We start from the raw sequence: 12,097 nt of genomic DNA, 5'->3' as shown, positions 1-12,097 counted from the left end.
GATTTAACAAATTAGAATATGTTTTAACATTAATCCTAGAGTATAGAGGTTTAAGATTAGAATTAGAATCTAAAAACTTAGGATTAAATAATTGAGGAATTAAACTTTGAGAATCTAAAGCATTAGGATTATCTTTATAAACTTTAACATTACTCTTAGAATCTAAAGCATTAGGATTTATAGCTTTTGTATTAAGATTAGAATCTAAGAGTTTAGGATTTAAAACTTTAGAAGTCTTAGAATAAAAACTTTGAGAATCTAAAGCTTTAGGATTACTTTTAGATTTTAAAGTAGAATCTTTTGTATAGGATTTAACGATTATCTCTTTATTAGATGGATTAAGGTTTTTCATTGGTTACTCTCCTTGTATTAGTCTTTGAGCAATAAAACCATTATTGCTTTTATTAAGAATATTTACTTTAATACTACTGAATAAATTATAACATATATTTATAATATTGTTATTTCTTATTAAAGAATATATTTTATTATTTCTATGTCTTATTAAAGAAAGGAATTGAGAAATTAATCTATTAAGGATTAGGGGGTTAGAATCTAAGGAATTAAACTTTAAGGGTTCAGAATTAAGATGATTCTTAGAATCTAAAGCATTAGGATTCATAGCCTTTGTATTAAGATTAGAATCTAAAAACTTAGGATTGATTACAAAGTTAAGATTAGAATCTAAGGAATTAGATTCTAAAGTAGAATCTTTTGTATGGGATTGTAAAGTTATAGTATTTGCAGTTTTAGCATTGACTTTAGAATTTGTTTTAGAATGTAAGACTTGGCTTCTTAGAGGAATATTATTGCCCCCCCCCCCGCAGGGTATAATGCTTGTTATTTAATAGAATATTTTGCATAATATTGCAACCTCTTTTTTTGTATGTAGTTATTTATGTAGCTATTAGGGAATTTATAGCTAAAATTTACTTTAAAAAGGCTAAAGGTTCTAGTTATTTTGATAAGATTACAAAAATTTTAAAGGTTGTTTTTGCAAAATTCTATCTTATCTCCTAATACCCTAATGTTAGCACCACTTGCGGGATATACCGATTTGCCCTTTAGGGAGGTGGTTAAAAAGTTTGGGGCAGATATTACTGTTAGTGAAATGATTAGTGTCTATGCTCTAGCTTTTAAGAATCAAAAAACGATGAAAATGGTAGAAAAATCTCCGCTAGAAAATCCCTTTGCCTTGCAGATTGCCGGGAATGATTTAGGGATTATTCAAAGGGCGGTGGAGTTTTTAAATACTTTAGATTCTATACAGATTCTTGATTTAAATTGTGGTTGCCCAGCCCCAAAGGTTTCAAGCCACGGGAGTGGAAGCTCTCTTTTAAAAGATCTTAATAAACTTACGCTTATCCTAAGATTCTTAAAAAAAATTAGCAAAATACCGCATTTAAGCGTTAAAGTGCGATTAGGATTTGATAAGAAAATCCCTCTTGAAATTGCTAATGCACTCAATGACTGCCCTATTGATTATGTGGTTGTTCACGGACGCACTAGGAGTGATGGCTATAGGAAAGAAAAAATCGATTATGAGGCGATAAAAACGATGAAAGGAATTTTAAAATGTCCCCTTATTGCTAATGGGGAGATAAGCTCTCCAGAGATTGCTAAAGAAGTGAAAGATTTCACAGGTGCAGACGGGCTAATGATAGGGAGAGCAGCGATACAGAAGCCTTGGATATTTACACAGATTAAAGAGGGGTTAGAGGAGAGTATTGCCTTAAGGAGAGGGGTAGCTTTAGAACATTTTGATAGGAGCATAACCTTTAGGGGAGATTATGGGGCTATTATGTTCCGCAAAAATCTCCACGCCTATTCTAAAGGCTTAGAGGGAGCGGGTGAGTTTAGGAATATCATCAATACCCTAACTAATCCTCAAGAAATACGGGAGTGTATCTTAGAGTTTTTTAACCGCACAAGCTTTAGTGAATCTGAAAATGGCTAAGAGCATTAAGGCAACCTACCAACGCCTAACCTTGACTTTGGTATAGATAAAATAGGTTGCTTTAAAGCTTTTTATGGTTTATTTTTGTTAGAATTTCAACATTTTTTAAGGTATAAGGAAATTTATGACAACTTCACTTCTTTTAGAGATAGGCACAGAGGAACTTCCGGCTATTCCTCTTTTAAGAGAACTCCCTAATATTAAAAATAAATTTGCAAAAATCCTAAAGGATTATCGCTTAGATTGTGATTTTGAGTTTTTTTATACCCCTAGACGATTAGTCCTACTCTCCTATACTTTTCCGCTTATGCAAAAGGCAGAGATTTTAGAGTTTTTTGGACCCCCTTTAGAGATTGCTTATAAAGAGGACAAACCCACACAAGCGGCTTTAGGCTTCTTTAAAAAATGCGGAATTACGCAAGAGGAAGTTTCTACCACTCTTAAAGGGGGCAAGGAGATTTTGTATTGCAAAAAGGAAGCCCCAAGCAAAGAGGCTAAAGAGCTTTTGCAATGCATTACGCAAGAGTTTTTGCATTCCTTAGATTTTGGTAAAACTATGCGTTGGGGAATGTTAAAGGAGGGCTTTATCCGCCCTATATTGTGGATTTTAGCCCTTATAGATGAGACCCTCATTCCTCTTAATCTCTATGGTGTAGAATCTAGCAATGCAACCTTTGTCCATCGTAGCCTTAGCTACCAACCCCAAGAAGTTAAGAATGTCAAAGAATATCTTGCTACACTAGAGAATGGCAAAGTCCTTTTAAACCCTAAGAATAGACGCTCTAAAATCTTAGAGGAAATTGCACAAATTGAGCAAATGCACCAGATCAAAGTAGAGATTGATAAGACACTCTTAGAGGAAGTGGTAAGTATCACGGAATACCCAACCGCTCTTTTAGGGCAATTTTCTAAGCATTTCTTAGAACTCCCACCCCCTTGTATCATCACTTCTATGAAAGTGCATCAACGTTATTTCCCAACCCATAAGGACAACGAGCTTTATAATGGCTTTATTATGGTTTCTAACTCTTTAAGTGAAGATTCTACAAGAATTATTGAAGGGAATCTTAAAGTTTTAAGCGCTAGGTTAGAGGATGCTTTATTTTTCTATCATAATGATTTAAAAAATGGCTTTAAGAGCAGTGAGCTTAAAAATATAACTTTTGTAGAGGGCTTAGGCTCTATGTGGGATAAGACACAAAGAGAGCGGGAAATTGCAAAGATTCTCATCGCTTCCTTGCCTAAGAATCTCTTCAAAGATACTGCAGATATAGAGCTTATAGATATCGCTATTAGTTTATCAAAAGCGGATTTAATGAGTGAAATGGTTTATGAATTTACAGAATTGCAGGGAAGTATGGGTTATTATTATGCGAAATCTTTGGGCTATGGGGAAAACATCGCTTTAGCCATCAAAGAGCAATACTTACCTAATGCCGAGGAGAGCAGCCTCCCTAGTAATATTTATAGTGCAATTGTAGCCCTTGCTTATAAGCTTGATAATCTCTTAGGGCTTTTTAGTATTCATAAAATCCCCAGTGGCTCAAAAGACCCTTTTGCACTAAGGAGAGCAGCTAATGGCATACTTAAAATCCTCTTGCATTTTAACCTTTCAGTCAATCTTCAAGAAGTTTTGCAAGCTTGTAGCAAACTTTATCAACCCTTTGGCATTAATCCCTTAGAGGCTTTTTTGTATGAGCGGCTAGAATCGCTCCTATCCTTTAATCCCTCTTTATTAAGGGCTACTCTTGCCACAGGTGAGCGGGATATTGTAGAGATTAAGCGGAAGCTAGAAGCCCTAAATTCAACCCTTAATACGCAAGATAAAGTCCTGCTTACCCAAACCTTTAAACGACTTGGCAATATCACCAAAGAAGTCGCTTTAGATTCTAAGTTAGAAATAAAAGAAGAATATTTAGTGGCTAGTGAGGAAATAACGCTTTATAAGAACTTTTGTCAAATAGAAGCAAGGGGGTATCAAGGGGATTATGCCAACTATCTTCAAGAGCTTTTAAACCTTGCTCCCTTTTTAAATCGGTTTTTTGATAAGGTGCTTGTTAATGCTCCTGATGAAAACTTTAAAAACAACCGCAAGCACCTTATTGCAAGAATTTACAAAGCGTTTTTAAACATTGCAGATATTAAAGAGATTAGCTTTTGATGGAATTTGATTTAGTAGCACTACAAAAGCAAATAGAGCAAAAAAAACGCAATTATCCACAGGAGTGGTTAGGTAGAAGCCTAGCTTATACCCCCTATCAACCCCGCCCTATTAGTGAGAGCTTAAGAAAAACCCAAACTTTCACACCCAAAAACCTCTACCATTTGCCAGATTCTAAGGATTTCTTAGAAATTGCTATAAGCAAAGCCCAACACCATAGTGCCTTACTCTTAGATTCCTTAGAAAACCTTACCTATATACGCCGATATATCCATTTACCCCTTGTCTTTAATGCCCCCATTATTGATACTTACCAAATCTTAGAATCCCTTGTTTATGGTGCAGATTGCATTGCTTTAAGAGCGGCTATACTCTCCCAAAGAGACCTTAAAACTTTAAGTGATTTTAGCCTTAAGCTTGGATTAGAAAGTATTTTTTTTGTCCACTCTAAAGAGGATTTAACAAAGGCTATTTTTGCGGGGGCTAATATGCTTGTGATAGAGGATATAGACCTTATCCCGCTTATCCCTAATAATAAAATCATCTTAGCTTATGCCACCTCTAGCCATAAAGGAATTGATAGTTTCATCCTAAGTGATTAAGCTTATTTTTAGATTTTTTTAGTTAAAAGCTTCTCTTATTTCAACATAAGGAGTGATTATGTCTCTTATGATAAATGAGGAATGTATCGCTTGTGATGCGTGTAGAGAGGAATGTCCTAATGAGGCTATTGAGGAAGGAGATCCCTTTTACATCATAGACCCAGAGCTTTGCACAGAATGCTATAGCTTCTATGATGAACCCGCTTGTTTGTCTGTTTGTCCTGTTGATGCTATTGTAACAGATCCTGATAATATAGAAACCCTTGAAGAACTAAAGTTTAAGCATTTTCAAATCCACAAAGAGGACTAATGGCAAAAATAACAGCAGTTATTGACATTGGTTCAAATTCTGCAAGAATGGCTATCTTTGAAAAGACTAGCCATTTTGGTTTTCATCTACTCTATGAATCTAAAAGCAAGGTTAGAATCTCTGAAAACTCTTATGAACATAATGGGTATTTACAAGATGAACCCATACAAAGAGCCATTAACGCTTTAAAAAGCTTTTTATGGATTGCAAAGCTGCATAAAGCAAGAAAGATTCTTTGCGTAGCTACTTCTGCGGTGCGCGATGCCCCTAATAAAAGCATTCTTTTACAAAAAGCTAGAGAAATTGGCTTAAATATCAAGGTTATTGATGGGGATAGAGAATCGTATTTAGGGGCTTTAGCCGCTCTTAATCTTCTGCCTTATGATAGCGGGATTACTCTTGATATAGGCGGTGGAAGCACAGAGTGTGCGTTGATTGAAAAGCATAAAATCCTTGATACCTACTCACTAGATATAGGAACTATTCGCTTAAAAGAGCTTTTTTTAGACAAAGGCGATTACAAAGGGGCTTATGATTTTATTCAAAAACATTTACAAAAACTCCCCGATCGGTTTAAGCATTCAAGGGTTTTTGGTATCGGTGGAAGTGCAAGGGCTATTAGCAAAGCTATCCAAAAGCAAATCCAATACCCCCTCTCAACCCTACACGCTTTTGAATACGACTTTTTAGAACATAAAGATTTTATCCAACAAATCTATAACACCAAAACCCAAGAATTACACAAATTAGGCATTAAAGAGGATAGGTTAGATTCTATACAAAGCGGGAGTTTAATCTTTCATCTTATCTTAGAGCATTTTAGGGCTAAAAAGGTTGTTACAAGCGGGGTTGGTGTGCGAGAGGGAGTGTTTTTAAAAGATTTATTAAACAATAAAACCAGTTTTCCTCCAAACTTTAATCCTAGTGTGCGTAATATCAAAGATAGATTTATCCGCAATACCCAGCTTTGTAAATACGCTAAATTCCTTGCCTCTAAGCTTTTCATCTCCCAAAAATGCTTTCATCTCATCCCCCAAAGTTTTGCTACGCATTTACTTATCGCAACAGAGCTTTGCAATGTAGGGGTGGCACTAAATTTTTATGAAAAGCATAGGCATAGCAATTACATTTTATTTAATGCACTTAATTATGGGCTTACGCATCAAGATAGATTGCTTATTGCATTCCTTACCCAATACAACAACAAAAAACTTCCTAATGACTATCCTTATCAACAATTACTACCACCCTTAGAGATTTTACAATATCTCTGTTTGTTTGTTGCCTTAGCTAATCTACTTAGTAAAAACCCTAACCCTAAAGACTTTATCTTTACTTGGGTGGAGGAGAATCATCACTTGAGCTTGTGTATAGAGCACCAAGAACTCTCTTATATTTTAAAAGAAAAATTAAAAAAACTCCTCACCCCACCTACCCTCTCTTTAAAATTATGCTAAAACCGCTAAAAATTGCATTTATTCGTTTAAGCTCTATGGGGGATATTATCCATAGTGCAAGTATTTTGCCCTCTCTTTTTTCTGCACTTAGTGAGAAATACCAACCTATCTTTGATTGGTATGTTGATTCAATCTTTTATGAAATTTTAGAACAATCCCCTTATATCCACAAGCTTATCGCCCTGCCTATCAAACAAAGTCTGCAAGAGAGAAAACCTAAGAATCTCTTAAAAATTTATCAATCCCTTAAAGAAGAATCTTATGATTATGTCATTGATTTACAAGGCTTAATCAAATCCGCTCTTATAGGGAAATGCTTAACCACCCAACATTTCATTGGTTTTGATTATCAAAGCATTAAAGAGCCTTTAGCCTCTTTTTTTTATACACAAAAAGTCTCTATACCTTATGAAAAACATATCTTATTACGCAATGCCACCCTAGCCTTTAGTGCTTTTAACCTTACAATCCCTACACTCCAAACCCTACTACATCCCCCTACTTTTCTTGCAAGTAATTCTAATCTATCCCCCCTGCTTATAGAGGGCAAAAAGGTATTATTGGTGCTAGAGACTTCAAAACCTAATAAAACTTATCCTCAAAGTTCGTTTTTAGAGCTTGTTAGGCTTTTTAACATCGTAGGTATTAAGCCTCTCCTACTTAGCCACAAACAAAAAGTTAATGCGGATAAAAACTTAGATTTTCAAACCTTATCTCATCTGAATTTAGGGCAAATCAAAGCTATCCTACCCCAAATGGATTTAATTATAGGGGGTGATACAGGTATCACACATTTAAGCTGGGCTTTTAATCGCCCCTCTATCACACTCTTTGGAGCAACCCCCGCACAAAGATTTGGCTTAAATACTGATAAAAACCTCTCCCTTAGTGGGAATCCTCATCCTAATTATGATAAAAAAGACTATAGTATCACCCTTATCCCCCCTCAAGAAATTTTTAATCAAGCGAAGAATCTTTTAGGGATTAGTCAATGAAAAGATTTTTATTTTTTGGATTTTTAAAATTATTAGGCGTTTTTTTTCTTTATATGCCCCATTTTTTAAGATTTAATCTTGCTTTATGTATGGCTTCTTTGCTTTGCTTTCTTGATAAAAAAAGGAAATTTGATTTATTAGCAAATCTTGATTTTGCCTATAACAATAGCCTAAGTCAAGAGCAAAAACAAGAAATTCTAGAGACTAATTACCTCAATCTAGTCTATAACACAATAAGTTTTTTTATGCTAGGAGTATGCAATAAAAAGCATATTTTAAAGATGGCTGAAATTGATAAGCCAGAAATTATTAATAACTTGCTCCACAAGGGAGAGAGCATTATATTAGTAACTGCACATTTTGGGAATTGGGAATACACAACCCCCGCTTTTACCTGTTATTTCAATCACCCCATTACCGCCATTGCTAGAATGACTCCTTATCCACTTATTAATGAATATCTGCTAAAAGTGCGATCCCAATTTAATATATCCATCTTTGATAAAAATGGTGCGGCAAAGCATCTTATACAAGCCTTAAAAAAAGACAAGGTTATAGGGATAGTAACCGATCAAAATACCGCAGAAAATGAGGGGGAATTGGTAAATTTCTTTGGCAAAAAAGTTCGCCACACTCCCATTGCTTCAATCTTAGCAAGGAAGTTTGATGCAAAAATTGTATGTTCATTCGCTTCTTATTCAAAAGATTACAAAAAGATTCTTATCAAAATCCTGCCCCCCATTGAATACCAAAAAAGCGAAAACATCAAAGCAGATATTTATAATCTTACACAAATTCAAAGTGATATATTAGAGCAATTCATAAGAGAAAATCCCAAAGAATGGCTTTGGTTCCATAAAAAGTTCAAAAATCAATATGAAGAAATTTATAGGAGGAGCGATGAATAAAATCTCTGCAGTTATCCTAACCAAAAACTCCCAACGACTTTTAAAAGAAGTTTTACAAGCCCTTAGTAAAATCGATGAAATTGTGATTTTAGATAATGGTTCAGAGGATGAAACCCTAGAAATTGCGAAAAACTTTAGCAATGTTAGAATCTATCATCACGATTTTATAGGGTTTGGTGCGATGAAAAGACTAGGCAGTAAGTTAGCTAAAAATGATTGGATACTCTCTATTGATAGTGATGAGATTGCCTCAAAAGAGCTTATTGATGAACTCTTAGAGAAAGAATTAAAAGAGGATTTTTGTTATAGCTATGCTGTGAAAAACTACTTCAATCATCGGCATATTAAAAGCTGCGGTTGGTATCCAGATAGATTTTGTGGAATCTATTATAAACACAATGCAAACTTTGATGATTCTGCTGTGCATGAAAAAATCATCTCCCTAAGCCCTAAACCCCTAAAGGTTATTCCCCTGCAAGGTTATATCTCCCATTATCCCTACCAAAACACTAGTGAATTTTTAGCCAAAATGCAAAAATACACAACCCTCTACGCACAAGATTTTGCGGGTAAAAAGCAAAGCTCTCCGCTAAAAGCTCTCCTGCATTGCCTTTGGTGCTTTTTTAAAAACTACTTCTTGCAAAAAGGATTCTTAGAGGGGTATGAAGGTTTTGTGATAGCCTCTTATAACGCACAAAGTGCATTTTGGAAATATATTAAACTCTATGAAGCTAATCAAGGGAAAAAATGAAAATTCTAATTATCAAATTGCGTAATATAGGGGATACCTTGCTTATTACCCCTCTTTTTGAAAACCTTAAAATCCATTTTGGAGAATCTAGCATTCTTGATGTTTTAGTCAATGATGGCACAGAGGGGATTTTACCCCACCAAAATATCCGCAAAATCCACATCCTCAAAAGAGCGGGAAAATTCCAAAAACTCCAATATGGGATTAAACTCTTAAGGGCGATTAGAGACGAAAAATATGACATAGTAATAAGCTTAACAAGTGGTGAGAGAAGTGCCTTTTTAAGCCTTGTTAGCGGTGCAAAAATGCGGATTGGATTTAGCCCAAAAGCCTTTTGGGCTAGACCTATCTACACACATAATCTCCAAGAAAAATACCAACACACCATAGATAATAATTTAGAATCCCTAAGGGCGCTTAATATCCCAATTATTACCAAAAAGGTGCAAGCAGCAAAAAGTCAAGAGCTACCAAACTTTCAAATACCAAAAAACTTTATCCATTTGCATTTTTTTAGCCGTTGGATGTTTAAAGCCCTAAGTGATGATTTTTGTGCAAAAATCATAGATTTTATCACCCAAACTTACGCAATAGAATGCCTTTTAACTTGCAGTAATCAACAAGAATTAGAAAAACTGCAAAGTATTTTAAACCTTAGCCAAAATAAGCCTAAATTTCTAAACAATCTTTCCCTAGCAGAAGTATCTTTGCTAAATTCAAAAGCCAAAGCCTTTGTTGGAGTTGATACCGCTATTATGCACCTAAGTGCGGCAAATAATACGCCAACTTTTGCCTTTTTTGGTCCTAGTGGGGCAATACACTGGGGTCCTTGGGATAATGATTTATTTACTTCTACTTATACACAAAAAAATGGGATTCAAAGAATGGGTAAGCATTTAGTCTATCAAGAGAGTTTTCCCTGTGTGCCTTGTGGGAGGGATGGTTGTGAGGGTAGCAAAAAAAGTGATTGTCTCTTAACAAAGCTTAATGAAGAATTAGCACTTAGGATATTAAAAGACTTTTTAGACCCTCTCTTGCTCCCACTTAGAGGAGAAAAGCCTTAAATACTTTTTTCTAACAAGGCATTTAGTCGCTTCACAAAAGCATTCACATCTTTAAGCTTACTGCCATCAAGTAATTTTGCCTCCTCTAAAAGCAAAAATGCAATCTCGGCATTTTTAGCTTCATCATTACTTAAAAGCAATTTACTCAAAATAGAATGATTAGGGTTTAACTCTAAAATAGGTTTAGGCTCTGGTATATCTCCACCCATTCCCATAGCTCCCATTTGTTTCATCATCTTCATCATCGCAGCATTAGGGTCATCAGGGTCAGCAACGATACAAGAGGGGGCTTCTACCAATCGTGTGCTTAAACGCACTTCTTTAACTTCATCGCCTAAAATCTTGCTAAAAGATTCTAACAAGGTTTTAAATTTCTTTTTTGTGGTTTCATCAATAGCATTTTCTCCTAAATCCTCTAAGGCTTCCTTAGAATTAATAGAACGCAAAGGTGTCTTATCAAACTCTCCAACCATAGGCATAACAATGCTATCAATCTCATCGCTAAAGAATAAAACTTCTAAGTCTTTTTTCGCATAGGTTTCTAACAAAGGAGAGCCTTTTAATAATTCTAAATCCTCACCTTGCAAATAATAAATAGCTTTTTGCCCCTCTTTCATTCGCTCTTTATAGGTTTTAAAAGAAATTTCTTTTCCCTCACTTTTATTAGAGGGGAATCGCAAAAGTTCTAAAAGCTTTTCTTTATTTTCAAAATCGCTATAAACCCCCTCTTTAATACATCTACCAAACTCTTGGTAGAAATTTTTATATTTTTCCTCATCTTTAGCTAAATCTTCAATTTCGCTAATAATTTTCTTAGTAGAAGCGGATTTAATCGTGGCTAAGATTCTATTTTGTTGTAAAATCTCACGACTAACATTTAAAGGTAAATCCTCACTATCAATAATACCTTTAACAAATCGTAAATAAGAGGGCAAGAGTTCTTTATCATCATCGGTTATAAAGACGCGTTTTACATAGAGTTTAACACCGGATTTATAATCTACCCTATAGAGGTCAAAGGGTGCTTTTTGGGGGATATAAAAAAGCGTAGTATATTCTAAACTTCCCTCTACTTTAGTGTGAATCCAAGTAAGGGGATCATTAGAATCATAGCTAAGATTCTTATAAAACTCCTTATATTCCTCCTCTTTTAAATCCTTTTTCGCTACTCGCCAAAGTGCGGAGGCTTTATTGATTTGCTCACTTTTCTCCTCTATAATCTCCTTTTTATTCTCGCCCTCTCCCTCACTTTTAGTTTCTACAAAATGTAAGAAAATAGGAAAAGGGATATGGTCTGAATATTTTTTAATAATCTCTTCAATACGATAGCGACTTGTAAATTCCTTTTCTTCCTCTTTTAAATAAAGCTTAATCTCACTCCCTTGGGTTTCTTTCTCACATTTTTCTATTTCAAACTCCCCACTTCCATCACTAATCCAAGCAAAAGCCTGTTTTTCTCCAGCTTTTTTAGTCGTTACAATGATTTTACTTGCCACCATAAATGCGGAATAAAAACCTACTCCAAATTGTCCAATAAGTGCGGAATCTTTTTTCTTATCTCCACTAAGTTTAGAGAGAAAATTTTTCGTTCCACTCTTTGCAATCGTGCCTAGATTATCCAATAAATCTTTTTCATTCATTCCTATTCCATTATCACTAATGGTTAAAATATTTTTATCATTATCAAAAGTGATATGAATTTCTGGAGTAAAACTTAAATTCTTTAATTTTTCATCCGTTAATGTCAAGTATTGCAGTTTATCTAACGCATCAGAGGCATTGCTAACAAGCTCTCGTAAAAAAATCTCCTTATTAGAGTATAAAGAGTGAATCATCAAATCCAAGAGTTGATTAACCTCTGTTTGAAAAGTATGTTTTGCCATTATTCATTC

General features: G+C 34.7%; 12 protein-coding genes. 10 read left to right on the top strand and 2 right to left on the bottom strand.

The genetic code is table 11. The annotated features are described in order from the left end of the window. Positions 1-352: hypothetical protein (locus LS72_RS01955; RefSeq protein WP_138154929.1), on the bottom strand; the 352-nt coding region annotated here is incomplete at its 3' end. A gap of 307 nt (positions 353-659) precedes the next feature. Between LS72_RS01955 and LS72_RS01950 the strand changes: the two genes are divergently transcribed. The 10 genes from LS72_RS01950 to LS72_RS01905 all read left to right on the top strand — a co-directional run bounded on the left by LS72_RS01950 (position 660) and on the right by LS72_RS01905 (position 10,205). Next, entirely contained in the window at positions 660-848 is a 189-nt protein-coding gene (locus LS72_RS01950) for a hypothetical protein (RefSeq protein WP_138154927.1), read from the top strand. A gap of 179 nt (positions 849-1,027) precedes the next feature. Beyond that, entirely contained in the window at positions 1,028-1,957 is a 930-nt protein-coding gene (locus tag LS72_RS01945; RefSeq protein ID WP_084590199.1) for a tRNA dihydrouridine synthase, read from the top strand. Positions 1,958-2,081: 124 nt separating this feature from the next. After that, a complete protein-coding gene (glyS, locus tag LS72_RS01940; RefSeq protein WP_034554842.1) occupies positions 2,082-4,118 on the top strand; it encodes a glycine--tRNA ligase subunit beta in 2,037 nt (678 codons plus the stop codon). Further along, on the top strand, positions 4,118-4,720 hold the full coding sequence (locus LS72_RS01935; protein ID WP_034554843.1) for a beta/alpha barrel domain-containing protein: 603 nt from the start codon (positions 4,118-4,120) through the stop codon (positions 4,718-4,720). The genes glyS and LS72_RS01935 overlap by 1 nt, the downstream gene beginning before the upstream one ends. A 58-nt stretch (positions 4,721-4,778) precedes the next feature. Continuing rightward, a complete protein-coding gene (locus LS72_RS01930) occupies positions 4,779-5,030 on the top strand; it encodes a YfhL family 4Fe-4S dicluster ferredoxin (RefSeq protein WP_034554844.1) in 252 nt (83 codons plus the stop codon). Continuing rightward, positions 5,030-6,487 carry a Ppx/GppA phosphatase family protein gene (locus tag LS72_RS01925; RefSeq protein WP_034554845.1) on the top strand — a complete coding sequence of 486 codons (1,458 nt, stop codon included), beginning with the start codon at positions 5,030-5,032 and terminating at the stop codon, positions 6,485-6,487. The genes LS72_RS01930 and LS72_RS01925 overlap by 1 nt, the downstream gene beginning before the upstream one ends. Continuing rightward, positions 6,481-7,482, top strand: coding sequence for a lipopolysaccharide heptosyltransferase I (gene waaC, locus LS72_RS01920; RefSeq protein WP_138154925.1), 1,002 nt, complete (start codon positions 6,481-6,483; stop codon positions 7,480-7,482). Before LS72_RS01925 ends, waaC begins: the two co-directional genes overlap by 7 nt. Continuing rightward, positions 7,479-8,390: a lipid A biosynthesis lauroyl acyltransferase gene (locus tag LS72_RS01915; RefSeq protein ID WP_034554266.1), complete on the top strand. Its 912-nt coding sequence runs from the start codon at positions 7,479-7,481 to the stop codon at positions 8,388-8,390. The genes waaC and LS72_RS01915 overlap by 4 nt, the downstream gene beginning before the upstream one ends. Then, positions 8,383-9,141, top strand: coding sequence for a glycosyltransferase family 2 protein (locus LS72_RS01910; RefSeq protein WP_034554263.1), 759 nt, complete (start codon positions 8,383-8,385; stop codon positions 9,139-9,141). Before LS72_RS01915 ends, LS72_RS01910 begins: the two co-directional genes overlap by 8 nt. Then, positions 9,138-10,205 carry a glycosyltransferase family 9 protein gene (locus LS72_RS01905; RefSeq protein WP_034554262.1) on the top strand — a complete coding sequence of 356 codons (1,068 nt, stop codon included), beginning with the start codon at positions 9,138-9,140 and terminating at the stop codon, positions 10,203-10,205. The genes LS72_RS01910 and LS72_RS01905 overlap by 4 nt, the downstream gene beginning before the upstream one ends. On the opposite strand, the gene htpG is transcribed toward LS72_RS01905, so the two are convergent. After that, positions 10,202-12,088: a molecular chaperone HtpG gene (gene htpG, locus LS72_RS01900; RefSeq protein WP_034554260.1), complete on the bottom strand. Its 1,887-nt coding sequence runs from the start codon at positions 12,086-12,088 to the stop codon at positions 10,202-10,204. The two genes, LS72_RS01905 and htpG, sit on opposite strands and share 4 nt — an antisense overlap. Positions 12,089-12,097: the final 9 nt, after the last annotated feature.

It is taken from the genome of Helicobacter apodemus (genome assembly GCF_000765745.2).
Lineage (GTDB): Bacteria > Campylobacterota > Campylobacteria > Campylobacterales > Helicobacteraceae > Helicobacter_D > Helicobacter_D apodemus.
Note: the sequence above shows the minus strand (reverse complement) of the source record. Positions and strands in the feature narration are given on the sequence as shown.